This is a genomic window from Fructilactobacillus lindneri DSM 20690 = JCM 11027, from assembly GCF_002907375.1.
Classification (GTDB): Bacteria; Bacillota; Bacilli; order Lactobacillales; family Lactobacillaceae; genus Fructilactobacillus; species Fructilactobacillus lindneri.
Genome location: NZ_MIYK01000010.1, coordinates 110,616 through 135,951, shown reverse-complemented (window position 1 = coordinate 135,951; position 25,336 = coordinate 110,616). Strand labels below are relative to the sequence as shown.

The 25,336-nt window shown below is 31.8% G+C and carries 26 protein-coding genes; 7 read left to right on the top strand and 19 right to left on the bottom strand.

Annotation, left to right across the window (positions count from 1 at the left end; all coding sequences use genetic code 11):
* Window positions 1–2,595, bottom strand: coding sequence for a YfhO family protein (locus tag BHU33_RS03555; RefSeq protein ID WP_056997720.1), 2,595 nt, complete (start codon window positions 2,593–2,595; stop codon window positions 1–3).
* Window positions 2,596–2,746: 151 nt separating this feature from the next.
* On the opposite strand from BHU33_RS03555, the gene BHU33_RS03550 reads away from it, so the two are divergent.
* The 7 genes from BHU33_RS03550 to BHU33_RS03520 all read left to right on the top strand — a co-directional run bounded on the left by BHU33_RS03550 (window position 2,747) and on the right by BHU33_RS03520 (window position 6,649).
* Window positions 2,747–3,268 (top strand): HdeD family acid-resistance protein, encoded by a 522-nt coding sequence (locus BHU33_RS03550; protein ID WP_054646001.1) that lies wholly within the window; start codon window positions 2,747–2,749, stop codon window positions 3,266–3,268.
* 76 nt (window positions 3,269–3,344) lie between these two features.
* Complete coding sequence (locus tag BHU33_RS03545) at window positions 3,345–4,292, top strand: NAD(P)H-binding protein (protein ID WP_054646002.1); 948 nt, start codon at window positions 3,345–3,347, stop codon at window positions 4,290–4,292.
* A gap of 96 nt (window positions 4,293–4,388) precedes the next feature.
* Complete coding sequence (locus tag BHU33_RS03540; RefSeq protein WP_056997721.1) at window positions 4,389–4,982, top strand: cadmium resistance transporter; 594 nt, start codon at window positions 4,389–4,391, stop codon at window positions 4,980–4,982.
* Between the two features lie 87 nt (window positions 4,983–5,069).
* The gene (locus BHU33_RS03535) at window positions 5,070–5,339 is read left to right on the top strand and encodes a DUF3892 domain-containing protein (protein ID WP_054646004.1); all 270 of its coding nucleotides are present in this window, start codon (window positions 5,070–5,072) and stop codon (window positions 5,337–5,339) included.
* Window positions 5,340–5,548: 209 nt separating this feature from the next.
* On the top strand, window positions 5,549–5,980 hold the full coding sequence (locus BHU33_RS03530; RefSeq protein ID WP_054646005.1) for a pyridoxamine 5'-phosphate oxidase family protein: 432 nt from the start codon (window positions 5,549–5,551) through the stop codon (window positions 5,978–5,980).
* Window positions 5,981–6,119: 139 nt separating this feature from the next.
* Window positions 6,120–6,389 carry a type II toxin-antitoxin system Phd/YefM family antitoxin gene (locus BHU33_RS03525; protein ID WP_054646006.1) on the top strand — a complete coding sequence of 90 codons (270 nt, stop codon included), beginning with the start codon at window positions 6,120–6,122 and terminating at the stop codon, window positions 6,387–6,389.
* Window positions 6,386–6,649 carry a Txe/YoeB family addiction module toxin gene (locus BHU33_RS03520; RefSeq protein ID WP_054646007.1) on the top strand — a complete coding sequence of 88 codons (264 nt, stop codon included), beginning with the start codon at window positions 6,386–6,388 and terminating at the stop codon, window positions 6,647–6,649. The genes BHU33_RS03525 and BHU33_RS03520 overlap by 4 nt, the downstream gene beginning before the upstream one ends.
* A gap of 47 nt (window positions 6,650–6,696) precedes the next feature.
* Here the strand turns inward: BHU33_RS03520 and yjeM are convergent, their stop codons facing one another.
* From yjeM to BHU33_RS03430, 18 genes are all read right to left on the bottom strand, one after another.
* Entirely contained in the window at window positions 6,697–8,175 is a 1,479-nt protein-coding gene (yjeM, locus tag BHU33_RS03515) for a glutamate/gamma-aminobutyrate family transporter YjeM (protein ID WP_054646008.1), read from the bottom strand.
* 52 nt (window positions 8,176–8,227) lie between these two features.
* Window positions 8,228–8,746, bottom strand: a complete 519-nt coding sequence (locus tag BHU33_RS03510) for a methylated-DNA--[protein]-cysteine S-methyltransferase (RefSeq protein ID WP_054646009.1) — start codon at window positions 8,744–8,746, stop codon at window positions 8,228–8,230.
* A gap of 107 nt (window positions 8,747–8,853) precedes the next feature.
* Window positions 8,854–10,659: a hypothetical protein gene (locus tag BHU33_RS03505; RefSeq protein WP_054646010.1), complete on the bottom strand. Its 1,806-nt coding sequence runs from the start codon at window positions 10,657–10,659 to the stop codon at window positions 8,854–8,856.
* Window positions 10,660–10,755: 96 nt separating this feature from the next.
* A complete protein-coding gene (locus BHU33_RS03500; RefSeq protein ID WP_054646011.1) occupies window positions 10,756–10,986 on the bottom strand; it encodes a hypothetical protein in 231 nt (76 codons plus the stop codon).
* Between the two features lie 23 nt (window positions 10,987–11,009).
* Window positions 11,010–11,615 (bottom strand): nitroreductase family protein, encoded by a 606-nt coding sequence (locus tag BHU33_RS03495; RefSeq protein WP_054646012.1) that lies wholly within the window; start codon window positions 11,613–11,615, stop codon window positions 11,010–11,012.
* A 9-nt stretch (window positions 11,616–11,624) separates the two neighbouring features.
* On the bottom strand, window positions 11,625–12,617 hold the full coding sequence (locus tag BHU33_RS03490; RefSeq protein ID WP_054646013.1) for an NAD(P)-dependent oxidoreductase: 993 nt from the start codon (window positions 12,615–12,617) through the stop codon (window positions 11,625–11,627).
* Window positions 12,618–12,628: 11 nt separating this feature from the next.
* On the bottom strand, window positions 12,629–13,627 hold the full coding sequence (locus BHU33_RS03485; protein WP_054646014.1) for an NAD(P)-dependent oxidoreductase: 999 nt from the start codon (window positions 13,625–13,627) through the stop codon (window positions 12,629–12,631).
* A 111-nt stretch (window positions 13,628–13,738) separates the two neighbouring features.
* On the bottom strand, window positions 13,739–14,785 hold the full coding sequence (locus tag BHU33_RS03480; RefSeq protein ID WP_054646015.1) for an acyltransferase: 1,047 nt from the start codon (window positions 14,783–14,785) through the stop codon (window positions 13,739–13,741).
* A gap of 103 nt (window positions 14,786–14,888) precedes the next feature.
* Complete coding sequence (locus BHU33_RS03475; RefSeq protein ID WP_054646016.1) at window positions 14,889–15,554, bottom strand: sugar transferase; 666 nt, start codon at window positions 15,552–15,554, stop codon at window positions 14,889–14,891.
* Between the two features lie 157 nt (window positions 15,555–15,711).
* Window positions 15,712–17,145, bottom strand: coding sequence for an oligosaccharide flippase family protein (locus tag BHU33_RS03470; protein ID WP_054646017.1), 1,434 nt, complete (start codon window positions 17,143–17,145; stop codon window positions 15,712–15,714).
* Between the two features lie 3 nt (window positions 17,146–17,148).
* Window positions 17,149–18,267 carry a UDP-galactopyranose mutase gene (gene glf, locus BHU33_RS03465; RefSeq protein WP_056997722.1) on the bottom strand — a complete coding sequence of 373 codons (1,119 nt, stop codon included), beginning with the start codon at window positions 18,265–18,267 and terminating at the stop codon, window positions 17,149–17,151.
* A 36-nt stretch (window positions 18,268–18,303) separates the two neighbouring features.
* Complete coding sequence (locus tag BHU33_RS03460) at window positions 18,304–19,359, bottom strand: glycosyltransferase (protein WP_056997723.1); 1,056 nt, start codon at window positions 19,357–19,359, stop codon at window positions 18,304–18,306.
* 21 nt (window positions 19,360–19,380) lie between these two features.
* Entirely contained in the window at window positions 19,381–20,289 is a 909-nt protein-coding gene (locus tag BHU33_RS03455) for a glycosyltransferase family 2 protein (protein WP_054646020.1), read from the bottom strand.
* A gap of 30 nt (window positions 20,290–20,319) precedes the next feature.
* Window positions 20,320–21,399 (bottom strand): glycosyltransferase, encoded by a 1,080-nt coding sequence (locus tag BHU33_RS03450; RefSeq protein WP_056997724.1) that lies wholly within the window; start codon window positions 21,397–21,399, stop codon window positions 20,320–20,322.
* Window positions 21,400–21,431: 32 nt separating this feature from the next.
* Window positions 21,432–22,271 carry a GT-D fold domain-containing glycosyltransferase gene (locus BHU33_RS03445; protein WP_054646023.1) on the bottom strand — a complete coding sequence of 280 codons (840 nt, stop codon included), beginning with the start codon at window positions 22,269–22,271 and terminating at the stop codon, window positions 21,432–21,434.
* 26 nt (window positions 22,272–22,297) lie between these two features.
* Complete coding sequence (locus BHU33_RS03440) at window positions 22,298–23,257, bottom strand: glycosyltransferase family 2 protein (RefSeq protein ID WP_054646024.1); 960 nt, start codon at window positions 23,255–23,257, stop codon at window positions 22,298–22,300.
* A 21-nt stretch (window positions 23,258–23,278) separates the two neighbouring features.
* Complete coding sequence (locus tag BHU33_RS03435) at window positions 23,279–24,061, bottom strand: DUF4422 domain-containing protein (RefSeq protein ID WP_054646025.1); 783 nt, start codon at window positions 24,059–24,061, stop codon at window positions 23,279–23,281.
* Between the two features lie 13 nt (window positions 24,062–24,074).
* Window positions 24,075–25,286: a hypothetical protein gene (locus BHU33_RS03430; RefSeq protein WP_056997725.1), complete on the bottom strand. Its 1,212-nt coding sequence runs from the start codon at window positions 25,284–25,286 to the stop codon at window positions 24,075–24,077.
* Window positions 25,287–25,336 lie beyond the last annotated feature (50 nt).

Genomic DNA, 25,336 nt, shown 5'->3' with positions numbered 1-25,336 from the left:
TTATTTCCCCCTATTTTTGTCTTTTCTTCTAAAGTAAATTAGTTCACCGCCAATTCCAACTATTCCAAGCACTGTTAAAATAATACCTGCTACCAAACCGGGAATATGGTATGTGAATTCTAATTTATGCTTTCCGGGTTTTAACTTAATTCCAGTTAATCCATTAATTACTTTCTTAAGTTTAACAGGTTTTCCATTATCGGTAACCTGCCATCCCTTATCATAAGGAATACTAATCAATAATTGTGGACGTTGTTTAGTAGTTCTAACAAAACCGACAAAATGATTTCCCTTAAATTTCAAGTTTTGTGGATTTTTAACTTGTAGCCTATATGGCTGAGTATCTTTTACAAATTGATTGAATTTATTTTCATCAAATCCTGCTAAATCACGATTTAAATGCTTAATTTTCTGATTTGAATTAAAAGTAATCGTGTATGATTGACCTTTTTGATAACGTCCCACTCTGATAATCTCTGCTCCAAGCTGATGATAAGCAGTTTTTAAAGGTTTCCCATCAACCTTAATCTGCAAAAATTGATTAGGACTAGTCGTTGGTGAATCAAAGTATTGAATACCATTCATTTGCGGGGTAGTTTTAACTTTATATTGATAACCATGACGATGTTCTTTAACTTGAACATGGTTGATTTGGTTCGCCACAAAATAATTTGTCTGGTTCCCCGCTTCTTTTTGAACCAATGAATTCAAGTTTTTAAACACATTATTTGAATCCAGGTGTAATCCGTTAATCTTATCAGAAACAGCATAACCCAGTCCGCTAAAGCGATAATCACGATGGGTATGATATTTCCCATGCCGGTTAATCTGAACATGATTATCAATGTTTAATAATTGATTAGTGACCGGCATCGAGCCATTAACGCTAATTCGTCGTTCATTACGACTGTATAAACCTAGTTTAGACAACGAATCATGCGTATGAACATTTAGGGAAGACGTATAACTATTAACACCAAAGAAATTATACAAAAGCGAATCATTGTATTGATTGTAGTTAATGTTAAAACTCTTACCATAAAGTTGATTATTGATGTTAGAACGCCCAAATTGATGCTTACCGGTTTGCTGTGTCTTAATAATTTTGGTCGACTGCTCAAAGGCATGAGCAAACTTGCTCTGGCTGCCATACTCATGCGTTCCGCCTAGTGACATCCAAGCATTTGTACCCATTTCTAAAGCCACTAATGCCAACATTAACCACCAAAGCTTATTTCCATATCGGTTAATAGCGATCAGCATTAGGATAGTTGCCAAAATAAATAATAAGGCCCAAACCAAATGCCAATAACTTGCAACGTAAAATGGAGTCGACCAGCCGAACTTGCCTGCTATGAAATATTCGATAACAGCTGAAACATAACCCAAAGATACCAGTGCAGCTACAATTACTCCAGCTTTAACGACTATTTGATTATTTTGAAACGCTCCTTTTAGATAAGCTTCATACCCAAGCATAATTACCACAAAACTCAGCATATAAACTTCTCGGAAAGGAAATCCAGCCGGCATTTGAAACATGTGCCAAATTGTATCAAAAGTTGAAATCAACATTCCAAAAAAAATTGCTCCTACTAACCAATAAGAAGCATGTTTTTCTTTTTTACTAACTCGTTTGGATAACCAGAAAACAAAGAGACCAATTTCAAATAACGACCCGATAAAGAAAGACGGTTCGTGATTCAATCTTCCTACAAAGTTGGTTGCCCCAACGCCTAAACTCACAAATGCTGAAGGCAAAAACCGCAACGTAGGTAAGAAACTAACCAAACTAAGACTTCCCTTTCCTGTTGAAAGCATTCCAACAATCGTGGGAATCAACATGAAACATGACAGCATCGCAGCTAAAATTGAACTAATTACATACTTACAAGTCATTTCCCCGTGTTCACGCAAATAATGCCAAAATTTAGTTCCTGCAGGTCGGTGCAATAATACTAAATAGATGAAGTAAATGACCGAATAAATGCACATCATGTAACCCATGTAATAATTCAAAATAATAGCAACTGCTAGGGTAACAACATAACAGCCCCATTTTCCTTTAGTAAATAAACGTTCTAGACTCAATGTTACCAAAGGAAGCAGCATTAAAGCTTCTAGCCACATAAAATCATAAAAATACATCGCCACAAAGCCGCATAATCCATAGGCAATGGCAGCTAATACTTGTTGAATATCCTGACGATGATACTTAACATTCAGGAAAAATTCCATTGATAAACTAATCAAGCCAATCTTCATCACAATGATGGCTTCCATTAATAACGGAACGTTCGCAGCTTTTACAAATACTACTAACAAATTCAATGGACTCATCAAATAGTAAGTATAAATAGGAATGGCGTTATCACCCAGCGATAACATGAATGAATAAGTACTAAAAGTATGATGCACTAACTGACTGCGCAAAAAGTCAAAAAAAGGCAGATATTGCGTCGCCAAATCGCTCACCAATAAATTATGACTCCCAAATGGTTCAATACCACGAAAGGCAAATGCCACCAAAATCACAATTATTGGAATGATAAACGCTGCTAAATAATATTTAGCGGTGTGTAAAAATTTTTTCATGTTGAATCAACAACTCTTTTCGTAAGTTAACACCCGACATTTTCTTTTTAAGTTTACTATAAAACACTTGATTTCACTAGCAAGCGATAATAAAAAAACTAATCTGTGATATAATTAAGATTGTATAAAGAAATCGAAGGAGGAAAATATTATGTTTAGTTCAGAAAGAAAATTTGATCCATTTACATTAGTACTTGGAGTCTTATTTGCAATTATGTCAATGGTAATCTTAAGAAATCCGCTTGGCTCATTAAAAGTATTGATTTATGTAATTGCGATTGCATTAGTTGTTGAAGGAGTTATCAAACTAGCTGATACTTCAATGATTGATAAAACCTTAGGAATGAGTTCTGGCTGGTTGATTTTTAGTGCCGTAATCGATTTGATTTTGGGTGTTATGATTTTTATCAAACCCGAACTTGGAACAGTTTACATTTGGATCGTCCTTGCACTTTGGTTCATATTTGATTCATTCTTTGAACTCTGGGCAAGTCGTTTCATTAGTAAACAACACAAGGGTTACTTTTGGTTTGACGTGATTCTTGGTGTCTTAGGTGTTATCTTAGGATTTATCCTTTTATTCAGCCCTGGCATGGCAGTTAGTGTTGGTCTATTCTTAGTAGCCTTCTACTTCATGTTCTTCGGTATTTTATTAATTGTTCGTTCATTCTAAGTAAAACAATTCAGAACATGGAATCTTTCCATGTTCTTTTTTTATGCTAAAATGTTAGCAAAGGAGTCCTTAAATTATGAAATATGCAGTTACTGCTGGAACAGGTCGCTTTGGTGAACGAGCCATTTTGAAATTAGTGACTCTAGTTCCATTTTATGACATTGTCGTGATTGCACGCGACACTGAAAAAGCCAAAAAAATGTTTCCTGCTGGTCTGGAGATTCGTCAGGGAGACTATAATGATGAAAAATCAATGGAAAAAGCGTTTAAAGACATTGATCGAGTTTTATTCGTTTCCTCACAACCAGATCCTAAACATCCACGACTTGATCAACACCAAAAGGTTGTTACAGCTGCGGCTAAAGCTGGTGTTAAGTTCATAGCTTATACGAGCTTCCCGCATGCCAATGTCAGTGAAGCACCACTAGCTCAAGACCATCGGAAAACTGAAAAAATGATTATTGACGCTCGTTTGCCTCATGCTTTTTTACGCAATAACTGGTATTTGGAAAATGAAATGGATTTAATCAAGCAAGTTGTTAATGGTAGCCCGTTGATTGATGCTTCCGGAGACGAAACGGTCGGTTGGGCAGAAGAAATTTACTATGCTGAAGGGGCTGCCCGTGTTCTTTCAATGATTGAAACCACTCCTTTAGAAGTTTATGAATTTCACGGTGCACAACATACTTATCACGAACTTGCTAAAGCAATCCATGAAGTGACTGGAAAAGATTTCCCGGTTAAATCAGTTGATTTAGCTGAATATCAAGCGGATTTGGAACAAGAAAAGCTCCCTGCTGATGTAATTGCTTTTAAAGTTGCAATTCAAAAATTGATTCGTTCTGGTGCTTTAAACGAACGAATTGGAAAAAGTGCAGTTAAATTTGGAATGTCACACGAAGAAATTCTAAAAAATAACACCGAAAATGAAAATGCTTTAGAAAATGTATTAGGTCAGCCGTTACCCAGCTTGTCAGACCAAGTCAAAGATTTGCTTACCAAGAAGCCTAAATATTTGATTTAACCAATTATACAAAAACGCTTGAATTAGCATTTTATCTAATTCAAGCGCTTTTTTGAAACTTATTTTTAAAATAAAGCCGTAAGGAGGAGCAACCCAATGATTGAAATTATAATTACTTCAATCATCGCCTACTTTTCAACTAATTTAGATTATATTCTCCTACTAGTTTTATTATTAGGAACTTATCGACGACCAAGGCTAATTTTAATCGGGGATTTAATTGGTACATCCGTTTTAATCATCTTACCTATGATAATTGCCAAGTTATTAGGAGAAGTGCCAAAAATGTGGCTAATCGGGTTACTGGGGATTTTTCCAATTTTCTTTGGGATTAAAGCTTTATTTCCAAATAAAACCCCTGCCATTAATGAAACAGAACCTAACTTAAATTCAAGTCTCAAAATCATTTTCAATACCACTATTTTGACTATTACAGGCTGTGGTGCTGACAATATTGCCGTTTATATCCCCATTTTCATTCATAAAACGAATCTTGAACTACTAGTTAGCTATATGATAATGATGTTAATGGCACTCAGTTTTTTTGCAGGATCAATTGCAATTGGTCATAATAAAAAAATTGAACAATTACTTAACCGCTATGGGCATTATTTAGCAGCAGTGATTTATCTTTATTTAGGGATTTCTGATTTAGTGCAAAATGGTACAATTTCCCATTTCATTGGTTAATAAACTACATTATTTTTCGTGTTAACTACTAAATCATACTTTTATTAACTATATGTTGTTATACTGACTTTAAAGGTGGTGATTATCATGAATGATGAAATTATTAAAGTTCATTTAGACAATCCGGATTCAGACAAGGAAAGTGATATCACATCGGTTCAATTGCTTAATGGCGGAGTTGTTTCGATTGAGTTAATCATTTCTTACATTGATTCTGGTACCAAATTTTTCTACACAACTGCTTCAAAAGCAATTGCTGATGTTGAAGTTGTTCGTCCTGAAGGAAAAATGCCTTACATCCGTACCATGCATGACGGAACTTTAGATGACAATTTACTAAGTTTGCCAAGATTTTAAAAATAACTAAAAAGCTACTGCCAGTATCTTTACAAATTATATTGGCAGTGGCCTTTTAGTTTCTTATTAATCTTTAAACCAAAGTTCCAAATAGTTATTTATTTAAAACAACTAAAATTAAATCACAAACATCTTTTAAGTACCAAGTACAAGAAACTACCCTATATATGGTGTAAGATAACGGTATAGAAAACAAAGGAGAGATTACTATGGCAGATGAAGCAAGTTTAAAAAGATATCAAACAGTTTTAAATGAAAACGAGAATAATATTTTTCTGGCTACTTGTAATGAAGAACGAGAACTCGCTGGCTCAATTATCACAGCTAACCAGGATAAGGATCAGCCAAATGTTTTTTACGTAGTAACTGATCCTGCTTCCAAAAGAGCTTTAGATATTGCCAATCATCCTCAAGTTGCAATCGCAACTTGGTATGATCACAAAAATGGCGACCGATTAACTTCAAATGAAGCTTTTGCAACCATCACTACTGATGTAAAAACCATGCAGGAAATTGCCAAACCTTATCCAGCAATGACACAATACAATCCTACTTTGGAAGGTCAATGCGTCTTAACTATCACTTTGAAATCGGCTTTAATTGAATCATTTCAAGGGGAACCAGAAGTAATTAAGTTTTAGGGGAACATATAAAGTATATTTAACGTATTTTTTTAACACAATAAGAGAAATTTATTAATTAAATTTTTTTATTGTGTTTTTTCATATGTACGTTATAATGTACATAACAAATTAGGATAAGCTAGGAGGATTATTTAAAATGGACAATTGTACTCCCACTCAAGCACGAAAAAATTTATTTAAAATTGCTTCCGATGTGAACAACAATCATAATGTTATAAGTGTAAATAATGTTAGAAAACCAAATCAAGATATGGTTATAATGAGTAAGAATGACTACAAACGTATGCTTGAAACAATGCACGTAATTAATAATGGACAATTGCAAGAATCATTAGATAGATCTAAAAATGCCAAAAAAGAAGATTTTATTGACATTACAAATGGAATCAATTGGGATGATTTATGAGTTATAAAATCATTTTAATAAAACAAGCTAAAAAAGACTTAAAAAAATATCGTGGGACTCCTTATGTAAATACTATTAATGAAATTCTAAAAACAATTCATAATAATCCATATGAACCAACCAATTCTTTTGAAAAATTAATGCCACCTGGCGATGGTTATTATTCACGTCGAATAAATATTCAAGATAGAATTGTATATAAAATTAATTCAGAAGAAAAATTAGTAACTATCTTTTCTGTCAAAGGACACTATAAATAATCTATTAAAAAAGTAGGCAGCAAATTAAATTGCTGCCTACTTTTATTTTAAATTTTTTTCTCATATCTTCTATATAAGACTAAACCAATTACAGCAAATACAATCGGACCAACGATCATCCAAACCGTTGTCATCCATTGTCCCTGCAAGACAGGCGAAATTAAGGTAAAGACATTGGCTAGACCAACCGTCAATAACACAACAATGGCAGCTAAGCGAGCCGAACTATAACCCTTATAGAATGTAAATGATTGTTTAATCTTACCTTTTTTGCGGAATTGCCAAAATGCATAAGCAATAAACAAGTATGGCAATGACATGGCCACGTTAGTCATTGAAATTACAACTTGGAAGAAAATTTTGGCATTTTGACCTCCAAATGCAACTAATAAAATAAACAAAATTACTAGCAAAACTTGTACTTTCATCGCATTGACAGGTAAATCATTTTTAATCTTACGTAGATATTTAGGCCATATTTCTTTAGGAGTTCCTTCTACCAACTGCTTTACTGGCGAAAAGACTACCGTTGTAAAGGCTCCAATCAGAGCCAAAAACATCGAAATTCCAATATAGCGTCCCGTCCAAAGTCCCATCTGAGTCGCAACCCCATGGGAAAAATGTAATGCCAGACCTAGTTGATACCCAAAGTTATTCATGGCAATAAATGCTTCATTTCCCAAGTTAACTTTAGAACCATCGGCTACATTAAAGACTTTGTCCCAGTTTGTAAACATCCCGGTTACAAAAATTCCTAGAGCGTAAACCAGTGTAATCAAGATAGCACTAATGGCTACTCCACGCGGAAAAGTTTTCTTTGGATTCTTCGTTTGATCCACTAATCCACTAATAATCTCAATCCCGCCAAAGGCAAAGATTGCATAGACCGAGAAACTCAAAACTGAAATCCCCGTAGCGTATTGCGGATTAGGTGATTTAATTAAACTTAAAAAACTAAGCGGTTGTAATGGATGACCATTTAACAGCAAAATAATTGATCCGCCAACAATCAAAATAAAGCTAGCCAATAACATGGCAGAGCCACCAATCGAAGTAATCAGCTTAAAACGACCCAATCCTCGACTGGCTACAAACGTAATCACAATTACTAGAATAGCAGCTAAAATTCCTAGCGTTTGCACATCACTTAGTCCAAACAAGTGCCATGATTGGGTTTTATCAACTCCAAAAATTGCCGTTGAAATTGGAATCCAAATAATTGAACTCGTATTTAACATCCATGTGATAAAAGATGAATACCACATGATAATGCCAATAAAAGCAAAGCGTGGATTGACTGACTCAGCCATCCACGTATAAATTCCCCCCTGTGCATCCGGATAGGCTGAACCAAATTCGGCAACCATAAATGCAAAAGGTAAAAAGAAACAAACAGCTGCTAAAATATACCAAGGAATCGCTGCATATCCCATCAAATAAAAAGCTCGTGGAATATTAACAAAGTTAAAGATGGAGGTGAAAACCATCAGGACCAATGATAATGGCGTTAGTTGACGTTTTTTCATAGATTAATGTTCCCTTCAAGTGTTTCTTAATTAAAATTACCGACAAATAAAATCACAATAATTCTTTTAAATCAGATTTAGGCTTTTGCTCAATCTCGCGTAAGTATTGCTGCATCCTGACATCGGTACGAAATCCATTAGTTTCGCCGCGATCAACCACTCGATGTAATGGAATTGCAATCCAAACCGGGCATTTTTTCATGGCATCAAGCACCTCGTCAGAACCTAAGTCCAATTCAGCTGCTAAAGTAGCTAAACTTCGAGTTTCTCCATAAGGAATCGTTGTAATTTTTCGCCAGACTGTTTCTTGTTGTGGGGTTCCATCAACTAAATAATCAACCTTAAACTCTAGATGATCTCTTTTACCTTTTAGATAACGTTTTAATGATTTTCGATAATGATCAGTCTGACTATGAGCATGTACATATTCAAACTGATCATTATCATAAAAATCCAAAACCTGGGAAACTCCATGTTCAGGCGATCCCACAAAATTTAATCCTTTTTCTGTTACGGTATAAAATATTTTACGATCATATACATTAATCGCATCCCAATATAGTCGTTCCATACAATTATCCTCGTTTCGTTAAACCATTGTCAGTATTTTACCATATAATCTAGCTTAAAAACTAAAACGAACGTAAATTTACACCTACGTTCGTTTTTGGTTAAATTCTATGAAAAAAATGTTTTTCTGACTTTTCGAACCAGTTCGTAACCAAGAACTGCAATCCATGCAATCACAGAGCAAATCAGCGACAGCGTAAAGTACCATGGTGCTTGATAACTAACGTTTAATTTGTTGTTCCCCTGCTTAGCTGGAACGTAAATTCCACCAATATCTGATACTTGATATTTTCCATGATGAAGAACATGTTTTTTAATCGTGGAATCATCTGATTTTTGTAAAGTTTTACCATTTAGTTTTAAGACAGTGTCATTATAGGCAAACATCGGGATTCGAGCTGTTACCGCTTGACGACTATTCCAAGTAACATCAACACTTCCGTTATCCAAGACCTGTTTATGATAACGATGATTATTGTAAGTAATCTGATGACGATATTTATGTTGTAAGTGACCTGGAGTTGGACCGCCGCTTTCATTAGGTAAATAATCTGTGACAGAACGAATGACATCATTCAACGGCTTCGATAAATCACGACTCTTGAAATCATCCTTCAGCTTCGTCTGGGTTACTCCTTCCGGATAATAGCCATAAGGACGCAGATGTCCGGCATATACTCCGACTTGGGGCGGTTGGTTATTTAGTTCCCAATCGTTAACCATCTGAATCTTAATGTTTTTCATCCCGAGCATCAAAGCCATAATCGCTAAAAGAACTACAAATGCATAATATGAATACTTAAGCGGATGATAATTAGTTGAATCAATAAACTGATTTAACGACATCAAGAAACCAGTCAGTATTAACATGGCAGCAAATGAGAAGAACCGCGATGGAAACTGCAAGAAATCTTGAAAGAAAGGAAAAATATGTCCAGCTTGATCCCAAGGGAAATACTGAGAGGATAAAATAAAGAACAATAATCCAATCATTGTAATTCCAAGGTTTAAACGAGACCGTTTAAAGTTGAAAATGATAAATGCTACCTGAGCGACAATAATAATCATAAAGACCACACCCACTTCACTCTGGGTCAAGTTCGGTCTAACAAACTTCATCGCTCCCCGACTTAAGTTTTCAATACTAAATGGCGGGATTAATTTATTATGTAAAAAGACATCATAAAATGCAGCAAAGTAATTTGCACTTAAAATCGTAGCTAACACTGCATTTAAACATACCTTAATAAAATATTTTAGTTTTTCGTGCGAACGAGTAAATCCAATCAAGAAAAACGGTAGAAACATTACAATCGTAATCACAGCACTCAAAACGTGCATTTCTAGTAGTAACGCAACCACAATCGCTAACGTGTAATGAACTTTTTTTGGTGAACCATATAGCAAATCAAGCGCTACCATCACTGAGTATGGTAGAATCATGGCCCCCCAGTCCAAAAAAGCGGAACTGGTAATCCAGTATGTAATGAAATTTTGCGACATATAGATAATCGCACCAGAAACTGCTAAAGTGTGATTAATTTTAAGCCAACGAAATAACATGTAGGCACCAAGAGCAGATACCGTTAAAATGATAAAATCAACAATCATTTCAAACCAGAACCAGCTGTGAGTCAGAAATAAAATAAAACCGAGAGCATAAGTCATATATGGACCATACACCGCACTAACAATCTGACCGGACTGGTGATAACCATAGTTAGACATAAAATAACTAAAGTTATGATGCTGAATCTGCATTGCAGCATCATAAATCCGATTAAAATGAAAAAAGGTATCGTATCCAATAATCACATTTTTAGAAAAAAATTGGAGCGATAGCATCATCAAAATAGCGGCAAAAATCACCGCTAAAGATACTAGATTACGTTTGTCTTTTAAAGCCTGTTTCAATTCAAACTTCCCCCTTGTTCATTATTAAGCAACATTAACCATTGTACAATAAAATAGCGCTTAACTCCATTAATTTAGAGTAAGCGCTAATTTTTTTTATTGATTATTTTTGGTTAGTTTACGTCGTTTAACCGCATAGTATAGCACGACACAACCATAAGGAAGATAGGTAAAAACTACTAACAAAGCTAAAATAATAACTAATGGGGTAACACTTTTCTGAATAAAATAAGCACAAATTAACGCCACACACAGCGGCGTGATAATGAAATTAGCGAAACGGCGTAGCTTTAGCAATTTCCTATCAATAATTTCTTTTTCATTCATTAGGCAGCATTCCCTTCATTAAATTATTTATATAGCTTAAATCGTTTTGCATCATCCATAAAATCTTTGTCACCTGCTGGGTTTTCAATTGAGCCAAAGTTCATTTCAGCCCGTAATTGCCAGCTAGCAGGAATCTTAAATTCAGAATTTACCAAAGGATCAATTAGCGGATCATAGTGTTGAATATTTACTCCTAACCCATTTTCTTCTAATCCAGTCCACACAGCAAATTGAGCATTTCCCTGAGCCTCTTCAGACCAATTGTATTCTTGATACTGGTACGTAGCCAGCTTAGGATTGTCAGCATAAGCTTTCACAACGTCCATATCAGTATAAAATAGAACTGAGCCAAAAGCATTTTTAAAAGTACTAATCTTGGCTTTTGTTCTTAAGAATGCATCAGGCGCAATATTGTCCTGTAAGGCGTCTGAAACCATATCCCATAACTTATCATGTTGTTCATTAAACAAAACAACCGCACGAACCGGCTGGCTGTTAAAAGCCGACGGTGTATATTTAACGACTTCTTTAATGTATTTGTACAATTCGTCTTGTGGAATGGAAACGTTCTTGCCCAAGGCATAAATTGTCCGACGTTTTTTCATTAAATCTAATAATTGTGTATCCATAATGACCTCTTACTTAATCTGATTTTCTGTTTCGCCCTTAGTTAAGACATCATGAAAGTTTTCGTAACTAACTTTAATCATATCTTCTAAGGCTGGTTCAGTATCGTAGCCCATGTGTGGTGTAATAATAACATTGGGATATTTCTTCATCAAATCCAAAAGTTCCTGATCCGGTAAATCATCCAAACTGTCGAATTGTTTGCCAAAGATTTGATTTTCATCTGGAACCACATCAGCTGCATAACCACCTAAAGTTCCGTCATCTAAGGCGGCCGTAACTGCCCCAGTATTAACTAATTCTCCACGAGCAGTATTGACTAAGATAGCGTCATCTTTCATAGAACCAATCTCGGTTGCCCCAATCATCATGTCATTTTCACCAGGGAAATAAGGCACATGGATAGAAACAATGTCGGAACTGGCCAATAATTCTGTTTCATCAACAAAAGAAACATCCGGATTATCATTGGGATGACGCTGGTAACCAAGGACTTTAGCTCCTAAGTTATGATAAAGTTTAGCTTCGGCAGCTCCCATGTGCCCAACACCAATGATACCAACCGTTAACTGATCAATTTCTTTTGCAAAATAACTTGGCAAAATCATGAAATTTCCTAAGTGAGTATTGGTAGTTGCCTGAGCAACGTGGCGAGTTAAAGTAACTCCCATGGTCAGTGCTAATTCAGCAACTGAATAAGGTGAATAACTAGGAACGCGGGCAACCGTAATATCACGAGCACTCGCAGCCTTTAAATCGATGTTGTTATAACCAACAAAACGTGTGAAGACATATTTAACCCCTAAATTCTTCATAGCAGCAAAAATATCAGCGTCTGCATTGGTGGATCCATCAATCAAAACTCCAACTGAACCTTCAGCCATGTTAGTATTTTCAGCTGTTAAGGGCCCAGTTACAAAGTTCAAATCGAAGTCATATTTATTTAAATCTTCGTAAAAAGGTTTCTCATAATCTTTTACATTATAAATTGTAATTTTAGCCACAATAATACCTCTTATTTATTTACTAAGTGAGTTGGTTTACCAGTCTTTAACATACTATCGAAGTTTTCAAAACTGATATTAATCATATCTTCAACAGCTTTTTCAGTGTAAAAGCCCATGTGCGGTGTCACAATCACGTTGGGGTAATTTAACATCAAATCTTTGTCAATATCGTTTGGCAGGTCATCAAGCGAATCAAATTGTTTTCCCATGATTTTATCTTCATCAAGCAACACATCAGTTCCGTAACCACCAAGTTTAAAGTTGCGAACAGCATAAGAAACGGCTTGATTATCAACAACTGGTCCTCTGGCAGTGTTAACTAGGATAGCCCCGTCTTTCATCTTATCGATTTCTTCTTTACCGATGAAGTTGCCAGTCTTACCTGGAATGTAAGGAATGTGCATGGAAACAATATCAGATTCCTTTAATAAAGTATCCATATCGGTAAATTCAACCGCTTTGTTTTCTGGGTCAGGGTGACGCTGGTAAGCTAAAACTTTAGCACCAAGAGCACCATATAACTTGGCTTCAGCAGTTCCTAACGTTCCAGCTCCTACAATTCCAATGGTGGCATTGTGAATCTCATTGGCAAAGTAAGATGGTAATAAAGCGAAGTTAGCCATGTGCGTGTTGTAAGTGGCTGGAGAAACGTGACGGAATAACGTCATCCCTAAAATGAAAGCTAATTCAGCAACTGCTCGTGGCGAATATCCCGGAGCATTGGCAACCTGCATGCCGTAACCGTCAATCGCAGTAAAATCAATATTATCAACACCCACAACTCGAGTATAAACATAATTAATCCCAAATTCGTGTAGTTTTTTGATGATTTCACCATCACAGTCATCAAACCCACTGATTAAAACTGCATCTGATCCCTCAGCTTTGTCAACATTATCAATCGTAAGTCGTTCTGAAACTAAGTTTAAATCAAAATCATATTTATTTAATTTTTCAAAAAGCGGACGTTCCACTTTACGTACACTGTAAATTGTTATTTTAAACATATTCATTCTCCTATTTAGCTCGATATTTTAATTATAAAGGATTTTCAGAGAAATTGGCAAGAAATTAGAAAAAGACTACACAGTTTGTAGGCTGCGTAGTCTTTGGAAAATTTATGGCAATATCTTATTTACAAATGGAATTCTTTTCAGAATATAAACAGTTAATCCACAAGTAATATAAACAAAAATTGGCATTACTAAAATATCAAGCCAACTTGAAAATTCAGTTCCAGTCATCTTCATAAATATTTTCAAGAAAAATGGATGAAGAATATAAATTCCTAAACTAAGAGAAGCTAAAACAGCCAAGCATTTTTGCATTTTAACATTTTGAAATAATGTGTCATCTTCAACCAGTTGCTTAATAAATACATATAGACCAATCGTATATAAAAAGTTAAGTGGCCCGCCATATTCAATTAAATTTTGAATAACAGGAAGAGAAATTTTAAATTTAAAGGCTGGAATTAAAATGGCAGCTATAAATGAAATAATTCCCAATATTTTAATTACGTTAAGACCTTTTTTGGTAAAATATCCAACTTTAATTAAATATCCCATCACAAAAAAACCAATATAACATGTTCCGGACATTGGAATTAAATATGGACTCAACTCTAAATGAAACAAATTATTATTAAAATATATAACTATAAAACTAAAAAAGAAATCTAAAATCACTATGTAAAATAATATGTTTTTATGATTTTTAACTAAAACAGAAATAATTGGCGTAATAAGATAAAGTGCAATCACACAATAGAAAAACCAAAAAGCACCATTAATATTACCTGATAAAAAAGAAACAAAAAAATTACCAATACTTGGATTATCTATTTTGAATGTTACATCTGGTAATGGTTTCTTTACAAAAGAATCTACAATATAATAAATAATGCTCCATAATATAAGTGGAAATACTACTCGATTTATACGTTTATTCAAAAACGTCTTAGTAGTGTATTTTCGTCGATAGCCAATTAAAGTAGCGCCCGAATTCATTAAAAATAAAAATACAGCTGGAGCACAAATCGCTCTAATAATTGAATCATAAATTCCTAATGCCGTGCTAGACTCATCCCACGATGAATGAATAATTAAAACAAAAATTATCGCTAGAACATTAATTAAATCAACATAAGTTAATCTTTTTTTCATTAAACAACGACCTTCCGTTTTCTTTTAAAAATAAAAAAGCGAACTAACTCATAAGCATACATAAAAATATGCAATTGAGATTTAATTCACTTCCAGCAAATTATTAATAGGCAGCATTAGGCTTTATCATAACTAACACAGTTTCAAACATTATCTTCATATCATAAGTAAAACAGCTTTTTTGAATATATTTAATATCCAACTTAACTGCGCCATTAAAATCAGTATTGTTACGATCTGTAACTTGCCATAATCCCGTACACCCAGGAACTACTAATAATCTTTGCATATCATATTTAGTATATTCAGCAACTTCACTTGGGATTGGAGGGCGGGGACCAACTAAAGACATTTGACCAGCAATCACATTAATTAATTGCGGCAGTTCATCAAGACTGTATTTTCTAATGAATTTACCTATTTTAGTAATACGAGGGTCATCTTTCATTTTAAACATGGCACCATCAACTTCATTATAACTTTTTAATTTATCAAGTTCTGCATCAGCGTTAGGAATCATTGATCTAAATTTATACATATTGAAGTGCTTTCCATTTTTACCAACACGTTCCTGTACATAAAACACGTTACCACGAGAGCCATCAAATTTTACTAATAAACTCAATGTTAAAAAGAGAGGACTAAGAACAATTAAACCCAATGAACTAAAAAGAACATCTGTAATTCTTTTTATTGCAAAATAAACGGGTCTATTTTGAACACTTTTGGGATTAAGCCATACCTCTTTTCCGGAAGTAGTACTTGTCAATTTCAATCACCTACTCTTTATTAAATAATCATTTTTTATAAAACTTAAAATGCAAACTAAGAGTATTATACCAAAGAAATCAGCAATTTCAAAAATTGGTTAATTATATTATTCATAATTTAAATTAAAAAAGAATCATATTAATTATGATTCTTTTTTAATTTTGCTTAGAAAATTTTATTTTCAATTTTTTTAATGAATCTTTAATTAAATTTGGACGCAAAATTAATAACATAAATGCATAAGAAATCATTCCAGCAAAAACTTCAATAATTAACATTGACCATGAAATACGAAGATATAGGTTTAATCCAAACACTACAAAAAACATTACTATTCCTGCAAACAAATATTTATAGTACCCAGCAAACATTTGTTTTAAACTAATTTGTTTTCTAATCGAATAAATTTGATATATTGTTACAAATGCTTCAGATAAAACTGTTGCAAGTGCAGTACCAACTGCACCCCACAGCAGGATTAAAGGAATATTTGCAAAAATATTAACTACCGCTCCAATAATTACCGAATAATTATAAGATTTATTTTGTCCAGTTGGGACTAAATATTGCACTCCAATTGCATTACTCCAAGCAATTAAAAGAACTACAACTGATTCAAGCATCATCAAGGGAATTACTGGAGTAAATTTTGGAGAGAAAAATAATGGTACAAACGTATGAGCTACAGCAGCAATCCCAAACATTAGTGGTATTGAAATTGCAGTAACAAATTCAAAGGTAGTATATAAATACTTTCTAACTTTTTCATTTTCACCATTTTTAAAAGCATTAGCAACGTGGGGTAACATTACCATTCCTGTAGCTGTTACTACAGCTAATGACATTTTAATTATTTTATCAGATTGATCAAAATAACCTGATTGATTCATATTTGTCATTAGACCTAACATTGTTTTATTTACATATAAATAAATTTGAGTTGCTATTTCAGGAATAAATAGTACCATGGACGGCAAAAAATGTTGAAATAAATGGAAATCTTTCCAATTTGGTTTGCCTATATATCTTCGTAGACTAGGAAAAAGAGTTAAATTACCAAACAGGAGTGATAAGGAAAGAATCAAAATATAAAGACCTAAATCATCATAAGATTTAACGAAAGCAAAAATACTAATTAAAGTAATGATTTTAACAACAAAGTTTCTAAGAACTGTTACTCCAAAATTCTCAACACCTTGAAAAAACCAAGAAATATCAAAAGCAGCAGCTAATAAAGAAAATGATTGTGCAAGATAATATGTCTGATAACGATGTATTACAGCCAAAAAAATAAAAAATGCTATATATGCTATACCAATCGTTATAATACGCATGAAAAAAATCTCATAAAAAGTATCAGTTAATTTTTCTTTATTATTTCTTACATAAGCAATTTGCCTATTACCATATAATGCTACACCAATACTTCCAAAAATAATAAAATACTGCATATTGGCATTAGTAAAACCATTAATTCCTATTCCTTTTGGTCCAAGCACTCTTGACAAATAAGGAGTAGTAATCAGTGGAACTAATAAAATGAAAATTTGATAAGATGCATTATATAAATAGTTTTTAACAACTTTCATTTATTATTCACCGAATTCGCTTTTAACCAAACGTAATGCTGACATAATTGTTTGATCCATATTGTAATAACGATACTGTCCTAAACGTCCACCAAATACAACATTTTTAGCATCCTTATCGGCTAGTTCTGTATATTCTTTGTATAATGAACGGTTTTTCTTATCCTCAATTGGATAGTAGGGTTCATCACCACGACTCCAATTTTTAGGATATTCATGTGTAATAACAGTTTTGTTTTTATTACCTTTACCAAATTCAAAATGTTTATGCTCAATTACCCGAGTATATGGTGTTTTATCATCTGTGTAGTTAACAACAGCATTACCTTGGTAGTTATCAACATCTTTAATTTCACTTTCAAATCGAAGACTACGATATTCTAATTCACCTAGTTTGTAATCAAAGAATTGGTCAATCATCCCAGTAAATATAATACGTTTCCCAGAATTCAAATATTCATCCTTGTGATCAAAGAAATCAGTATTAAGTTTTACATCAATCAAATCATTATCTAACATTTTCTCAATGATTTGTGTGTATCCACCAATTGGAATACCTTGGTATGGATCACTGAAGTAGTTATTATCGTAAATAAAACGAACTGGGATTCTTCTAATAATAAAGGCAGGAAGGTCAGTTGCTTTTCTTCCCCATTGTTTTTCTGTATAACCTTTAATTAATTTTTGATAAATGTCAGGTCCAACTAACGAAATAGCTTGTTCTTCCAAGTTAGTTGGTTTTTCAGGAACATCTGCAGTTTCTTTTTGTTCCTCAATTTTTGTTTTGGCTTCTTCAGGAGTTACAACGCCCCAAAGTTTGTTAAATGTGTTCATATTAAATGGTAAATTATAAATCTCACCATTGTAATTAGCAATTGGGCTATTTATGTAGTTATTAAATTTAGCAAATTGTTGAACATAGTCCCAAATATTTTTCATTTTTGTATGAAAAATGTGAGCACCAAACTCATGAACTTGAATTCCTTCAACTTCTTTGGTGTAAATATTACCAGCAACATGATCACGTTTTTCAATAACTTCTACGTGATGACCACGTTTGGCTGCTTCATGTGCAAATGTTGATCCAAATAAACCTGAACCAACTACTAAATAATCAGTCATTAATATAATCTCCCTATATTTTAAATATTTAATAATTTATTTTTCAATAAAATACTTAATGTCATTTACTAGCCTTTTATCATATTCATCATCATACAAAAAGTTTATAGATTCTTTTATTAAATTTGGATTAAATACATTTTTATTTTCAATAAAATTTTGCAAATACTCATTTAATAAATGATAATCTCCTACTGGATAGAGATATCCGTTTTCACCTTGTTTAATTATATCACTTGGACCAGCCTTACAATTTGAAGAAATTCCAGGGATTCCATAACTCATTGCCTCTGCAATAACCATTCCAAATCCCTCGTAGTTAGAATTCAAAATTAGAGCATTAGCTTTTTTCATTTCATCCCAAGGATTATTTACCCAGCCTTTAAAATTAATTTTTTTTCTTAGATTTTCATTTTCAGAAGCAATCTTTTTTGCTTTCTCAAAATCTTGCCCAGCACCATAAACATTTAATTCCCAATTTCCACTAAGATCTTTCAAACTTTTCAAAAGTCCTCTAAAATTCTTTTGTCCATCAAGAATAATTCTACTAACATAAATAAAAGTACATTTTTCCTTGTTTGGAGATATAACCTTACTTTTTTTCTTAATTGGATTATAAACAACTTTTATTTTTTCTGGATTAACTCCTTCTTCAACAATATCATCTTTGATTTCGTTTGAAATTGCTAAATTAGCATCTGCATACCTTAATAAGGAAAAATTAAGAGTCCTATCTTCTTTAGAGTTATGCATCCAAGAAATCACTTTATACTTTTTAAAAAACATTCTTTTTATAAAATGAGCAATTAACACTTCTTTAGATCCCATTATGATTAATGCATCACCATCATAACTAACTAAAAAATTAACAAATCTAATTAAACATTTAAAATTATTTAAATAATTTGTTTTACTAACAATAACATTATCATTAAGACTTTTATAAAAGTCATTATATTTAGGTTTCCTTACTAAAAAAAGAGAAACATCTAAATTATCATTAATAATCTTACTATTAAGAACGTGCGTTAAAACAGTTTCTATTCCACCACGTCCAGCAACTGATCCAACAAATTCGACTTTTGGTTTCATAAATATTATTTCCTAATTAAATTAATTTTGGTCTGTATTTTTCAAATATTCAACATTTGGATTAAAAAACATTCCTGACCATAATCCATGAATCATAACCTTAATCTTTTTAAATTTATTCTGACTGTCAGAGAATAATATCTTAAACATCATAGATATTCTATTCAAGACATATTTAAGTGACGCCTTAGTTCCTTCTTGCTTTGCCATATAAAATCTATTTCTAGTGTCATAATAATGACGACTAACTCTGTCTCCATTTTCAGTTAAAATATCAACACCACTATTAGCTTTCATATGATGAATAACTGTACTTTCAGAAACAAAATAACAAGAAAATATCTTTGAAATTCTATTAGAATACTCTACATCATCGCCCCAAATGAAAAATTCTTTGATTGGAAGACCACACTTATGTATTGCTTCTTTACTGATTAACATTGAGACAAATGACGCTGAACTTAACCCAACTAGTCCATCTTTAACTTTAGAATTCCAAACTGCACTAACAGTTGGAACATTCATAACCACAGGATTCCCATCCGTCCACAAAACATTACTTGAAAGAAATCCTAAATTATCTATATTTAAATCAGCTTTCAACAAATTGTTTAAAGCATCTTCCTTAGGATAAGTATCATCATCCATTAACCAATAAAAATCATAGTCGTTAAATTGATAGGCAAATTTGATGCCCTCATTAAATCCTCCAGCACCACCAATATTTTTCTTGAGATTTTTAACATGAACATTAGAATGCGACTTAGTTATAGTATCCAAATATTTTTCAGTTTCATCGGTGCTATTATTGTTGATGATAAATATTCCATCTAATTTATTTGTTTGATTAAAAATAGTATCCATTGCTCCTTTGAGCAACTCTAATCGATTATATGTAACCATAATCAACGCTACTGTTTTGTCGGTCATAAATAGTCACCTTTCAAATAAGTTTATAAATTATTTAATTATATCATTTATATTTTCAATAAATCTTTTATCATAATTTGAATTATACATAAAACTAACCGAGTTTTTAATAGTATCAATATTAAAAGAAATATTTTTATCGACAAATTTTTCAAGAATTACTAATAGTTCTTGATAATCTCGTACCTTATATAGATATCCATTTTCCCCAGATTTAACTAAATCTTCTGGACCTGTAGGACAATCACTTGACACTACGGGAATACCATAACTAAGTGCTTCGGCTAAAACCATTGGTAATCCTTCAAATTCTGAATTAAGTAAAAGTGCGTTAGCTTCTTTGATTTTTGGCCAAGGATTGTCAATCCATCCTTTGAAATTAACTTTATTTCTTAGATTATCGTTACTTTCAACAAATTTTTCAGCTTTAAACAAATCATCACCTGCACCATAAACATCTAAACTCCAATTTCCAGGTAATTTTTTTAAGCAATCTAGTAGACCACCAAAATTTTTTTGTCCTTTTAATTGTATCCTTGCTATATATATAAATTTACATTCATTTTTATCAGGAAATATAGTTTTTTGTTTCTTACTAATTGGATTATATATGACTTTTATTTTATTTGGAGATACACCGGCAGCAATCAACTCTCTTTTTATCCCAGTTGAAATGGCAAAAAAATAATCCGCTTTTTTTATTTTTCCAAAATCAATATATACTCCATTTTCATTATCTTTAAGAGTATCATTATCTAGAGCATAATGACTCCAAAAAATAACTTCATATTTTTTATGAAATACTGACTTAATAATACTAGTAACAGGTAATATTTTTTGATCAGTCACTATCAGAGCTTCACCATTAAATTTAATCAAAAATAAAATTAGTTTAATTAAACGTAAAATTTTACTATTCATTTTTGTTGAATATACACGATTATATCCACAACTTTTTAACCATTTTGAATATCTAACCTTACTAAATATAAAAAGATCCAATTCAAAAACAGCATTAATTGATTCACTGTTACCAAGGTGAGAAAGTACTGTTTCAGTCCCACCCTTACCACTAAGACCATTACTAATAACTGTAACTTTTTTCTTCAATTTTATTTCTCCGAATACTTACACTTAATATATTATTTATCTTTTATTTCATTAACCGCTTTACCAGAAATAGGTTCTCTTTTGTTATCCTTTTTTAGATACCATTCATATTCAATATCAAAATGACCAATATCAATAACCTGTTTTTTAGTTTTTTTGGTTAAATCAAATGTCAGAACCGTAGCAGTTGGCCCCAAAGCAGTTAATACTACATCTGGGTTCCATTTATTAATAGCATCAACTGATTGATTATAGATATTATCATAACTTTCAAAAGCATTATGTGCTGGACATTCAACTCTTTTTATAGAATTAACATTTTTTAATAAATCATTACCCTCGCCAAAATGCGTTTCGGTTCCTTCTATAATTAAAATATCTTTGTTTTCCATAAATTCTTTAAATTTATCAAAAACATAGTTAGCTATTTTCTTATCTCTAAGGTCCATATATGGTCTAGTAATGTTAACGTTATAATAATGTGAATTCAAATTTATATCATTTAACCATTGCTTACCATATTTCCCCATTTCTCTTTCCCAATATTTATTAGCCGTTAATATTGACGGATCCTTAAATGCTTGTGGTAAAGCAATTGCTACCTGCTTATCATCAGAATTAAGAACTTCTAAAAGTTTACTGCTTAATTCTTTAGAGTCTTTCTCAAAAGATTTTTGACCAGTCATATCTATCCATTTAAATTCACCATCTCCAAAACGACTAATTGAAATGCCCTTTTCAGTGACACTATCAATTGTTTCCTCAATTGTTTTAATGTCAATTGACTGAAATTCATTGCGATATAATAAATAATATATTGGTATATATACAATGTCATTTATAGCTTTATAAAAAAAAGATTTAATTTTCATCTAAAAATCCTTTCATATTATTTTTTTTATTTTTTTGAATATAACCTAATGTATGTATTAGGAAAAAAGTAAGCCATTAAAATTGCTAAATTATATTTATAATTTAAATATTTAAAAGTACTAAATGACAAACATGTTTTCAAAATATGTTTTTGTTTTTGCTTATTCCATAATTTATCATTCAAGATACTACGATGTACATAAAATAAATAAATTCTTGCTCGAAATGAATCAGCATATTTATTTAAATTTTGGTTAGATTTAAGCACATTTTCAACTTCATTTATATATTTATTACATTTGTTTAGCAAATTTGAATCGTATGAATTCGTAGTAGAGCCTCTATGCTTATTTAAGATATACATAGGTTTATGTATATAAAATATTTCATTAATGTTAATGGACATAAGATATTGCAGTACGAATAAACTATCTTCGAAAAAATTTTCATTGCTCATTTTTATCTCATTATCATCAATAACTTTTTTAACAAAAATCTTGTTCCATAAACCTACATCCATTTCTTGATTCTTAGTTAGATAATTACCGATTAATTGAGAATCGTCTTGTGCAGTTTCAAGAATTGAGTGATCTTCAATTTCTATATGATTATCAGAAAATCGCTTTTCAATACCAGCTATTACTAATTTTTTAGTTTGAATTGATTTCCCCATATTTTCAATAAAATCCGGTTTATACAAATCATCATCATCAGAAAACATAATATACTTACTATTTGAATTTTTTATACCTTTATTACGTGCTTCAGCTTGAAATTTATGTTCTTGAAAAAAGAGACGAATGTTATCATTAACAGCCATTCGTCTCTTTACTATATCAATAGTTTTATCAGAAGACCCATCATCAATTATCAAGATTTCAAAATTATATTCTGTTTCTTGATTAAGAATAGAATCAATTGCGCTACCAATTGTTTTTTCAGAATTGTAGCTTGGCATTATCACACTAATGTCATAATCTTTCATTTTGAAAATGTCCTTTCTTAATTAATAATGAGTTTCATCCTTGCCAACATTACTTGATAATTTACGTTTAATAAATCCAAATGCTTTTTTTATCAAATGACGATCACCAATTTGAATCCAATTACATTCAGTATATTTAACATTGTTTTTTTGAATCCAAACATCCATTAATAGTTCAGAAAGATAGCCAAAAACTCTTGCTTCTTGAACTGAATATTCCGAAATATCAATTTTACTTTCTACTTTGTTTAAAATTGAAAACAACCATTCACAATAGTCATCGAAATAATCTGTTTTCATAATAAACATATTAAACATATGTGCTGAACGGCTTTTCATGACATTATCAAAAGAACATAAATAATCTGGAAAGTCTTTTTTTATAACTTCTCGTGTGACATCAAGGGGTTCTTGATAATGTGAATGAATATAATGTGACTTAATAGTTTCTACAAAATAATGACGTTTTCGTGGCAAAATAACAGGTGCTTTTTCTAACATTTTGATAACTTGGTTTTCCGTCAAAACATTTTCTAATAATCGAGCATGCCCTTTACTAAATAAGCGACGATAATGTACAAGACCAATAGCATCTACATTGTGTAAATTTTTCCATGCCCAATAAATAGCAGTTAACTCATTGTAATTGGGGTTTTTTGAAGAAATGTCATTTCCCTGATTATCAGGTTGAAATCCTTTTTGACCATTATAATTTTTATCTGCTCCAACTAAAACAGGTAGGTACATCTTATCTTTAGGCATTGGAGAATCTTTATGAGATGCAACTAATATTTTAATGTCCATTTATAATTATCCCTCATTTTAAAAAAAGTTTATTTATACGAAATTTATCAATCATTTGGTCAACAATTAAAACAAATGGCGAATACTGTAAATAAATAAGCTGTGGATCACCCAAACTATGAAGTGCAATAAATATAAATATAAGAGAAATATACCAACGCTTTTGCTTATATTCCCAAATTAACGTAATAGTTATAAGAGTGATTAGTACTAAGATAAAAATAGTCCCAAAATTTAACCAATATTGTATATAAGAATTATCCAAATAAAAATATATTCCTTTTAAACCATACCTAGTATTAAAAGTATTATAGGTTATTTTGGTTCCAAACATGCTTAAACCATATCTTTCTAATCCAATATGGGATAAATTTATTCTTCCTGACATCAATACATCAAGTTTGGTCATGAACGAACTATTATTACCTAAAAATGCCGATAGCATAGAAATAAATGTGGCGACTGGAAAAATTATGATGGATAATGCACCAATAAATTTGCTTTCAACTATTCTTAAAACAACTTCTTTTAAATTTGTATTCATTAGTCCAAAAATTAAAACTAAAAGAATTTCAAGAATAAAAGCATTTCTTGTATTAGTTTCTTCGTAAAGAAAAACACTGATAATAAAAATAATGATTAATGGTTTTAAGGTTATCTTTCCTTTTTTCAAAAAAATATAACAAAGTACTAAATAGAAAAATAATTGAGAAGACAGCGTTACCCAATTAAACCCAAGTGCCTGACGTAATAATACACTTCCATCTGGAGATGTCCCACGTGGTGCTGAAAAAGTGGGAATTAATCCTAAAAATCCTAAAAAAACTGTTATAAAAGTCAAAATTCCAGTTATATAGAAAAATATCTTAACAATTTTTCTGAAATCAATCCCACTTATCATAAATAAAACAACAAAAAACCAAAGTGGAAAAGCAATAGTAGAGGAATGTTTAACGATAACCCCTAATATAATTAATAAAACATAAATTAGGTATGATGAATTAGGTTTCCTTAAAACCAAACTTTCGATGCAACCCAAAATAAGTACTAAAGATGCAACTTTTTGAATTACACCAAAAAATATTCCATATTGGGGTAGCCAATAAGCATAAAGCAGAGTAGAAAACATCAAGAAAGTATAAACCCCAAAAAATGTACATACTAATTTACTTCTAATGTTTTGAAATGAATCATTATTCAACATTTTTATATAATTATTTATCATTAATTAACTTCCTCAAATCGTTTCTATACTTAAAAATTTATTGAAAACTA

Coding starts and splice junctions, on each gene's coding strand:
- BHU33_RS03555 (WP_056997720.1), bottom strand. CDS start 2,595: ATGAAAAAATTTTTACACACCGCTAAATATTATTTAGCAGCGTTTATC.
- BHU33_RS03550 (WP_054646001.1), top strand. CDS start 2,747: ATGTTTAGTTCAGAAAGAAAATTTGATCCATTTACATTAGTACTTGGA.
- BHU33_RS03545 (WP_054646002.1), top strand. CDS start 3,345: ATGAAATATGCAGTTACTGCTGGAACAGGTCGCTTTGGTGAACGAGCC.
- BHU33_RS03540 (WP_056997721.1), top strand. CDS start 4,389: ATGATTGAAATTATAATTACTTCAATCATCGCCTACTTTTCAACTAAT.
- BHU33_RS03535 (WP_054646004.1), top strand. CDS start 5,070: ATGAATGATGAAATTATTAAAGTTCATTTAGACAATCCGGATTCAGAC.
- BHU33_RS03530 (WP_054646005.1), top strand. CDS start 5,549: ATGGCAGATGAAGCAAGTTTAAAAAGATATCAAACAGTTTTAAATGAA.
- BHU33_RS03525 (WP_054646006.1), top strand. CDS start 6,120: ATGGACAATTGTACTCCCACTCAAGCACGAAAAAATTTATTTAAAATT.
- BHU33_RS03520 (WP_054646007.1), top strand. CDS start 6,386: ATGAGTTATAAAATCATTTTAATAAAACAAGCTAAAAAAGACTTAAAA.
- yjeM (WP_054646008.1), bottom strand. CDS start 8,175: ATGAAAAAACGTCAACTAACGCCATTATCATTGGTCCTGATGGTTTTC.
- BHU33_RS03510 (WP_054646009.1), bottom strand. CDS start 8,746: ATGGAACGACTATATTGGGATGCGATTAATGTATATGATCGTAAAATA.
- BHU33_RS03500 (WP_054646011.1), bottom strand. CDS start 10,986: ATGAATGAAAAAGAAATTATTGATAGGAAATTGCTAAAGCTACGCCGT.
- BHU33_RS03495 (WP_054646012.1), bottom strand. CDS start 11,615: ATGGATACACAATTATTAGATTTAATGAAAAAACGTCGGACAATTTAT.
- BHU33_RS03485 (WP_054646014.1), bottom strand. CDS start 13,627: ATGTTTAAAATAACAATTTACAGTGTACGTAAAGTGGAACGTCCGCTT.
- BHU33_RS03480 (WP_054646015.1), bottom strand. CDS start 14,785: ATGAAAAAAAGATTAACTTATGTTGATTTAATTAATGTTCTAGCGATA.
- BHU33_RS03470 (WP_054646017.1), bottom strand. CDS start 17,145: ATGAAAGTTGTTAAAAACTATTTATATAATGCATCTTATCAAATTTTC.
- glf (WP_056997722.1), bottom strand. CDS start 18,267: ATGACTGATTATTTAGTAGTTGGTTCAGGTTTATTTGGATCAACATTT.
- BHU33_RS03460 (WP_056997723.1), bottom strand. CDS start 19,359: ATGAAACCAAAAGTCGAATTTGTTGGATCAGTTGCTGGACGTGGTGGA.
- BHU33_RS03455 (WP_054646020.1), bottom strand. CDS start 20,289: ATGACCGACAAAACAGTAGCGTTGATTATGGTTACATATAATCGATTA.
- BHU33_RS03445 (WP_054646023.1), bottom strand. CDS start 22,271: ATGAAAATTAAATCTTTTTTTTATAAAGCTATAAATGACATTGTATAT.
- BHU33_RS03440 (WP_054646024.1), bottom strand. CDS start 23,257: ATGAAAGATTATGACATTAGTGTGATAATGCCAAGCTACAATTCTGAA.
- BHU33_RS03435 (WP_054646025.1), bottom strand. CDS start 24,061: ATGGACATTAAAATATTAGTTGCATCTCATAAAGATTCTCCAATGCCT.
- BHU33_RS03430 (WP_056997725.1), bottom strand. CDS start 25,286: ATGATAAATAATTATATAAAAATGTTGAATAATGATTCATTTCAAAAC.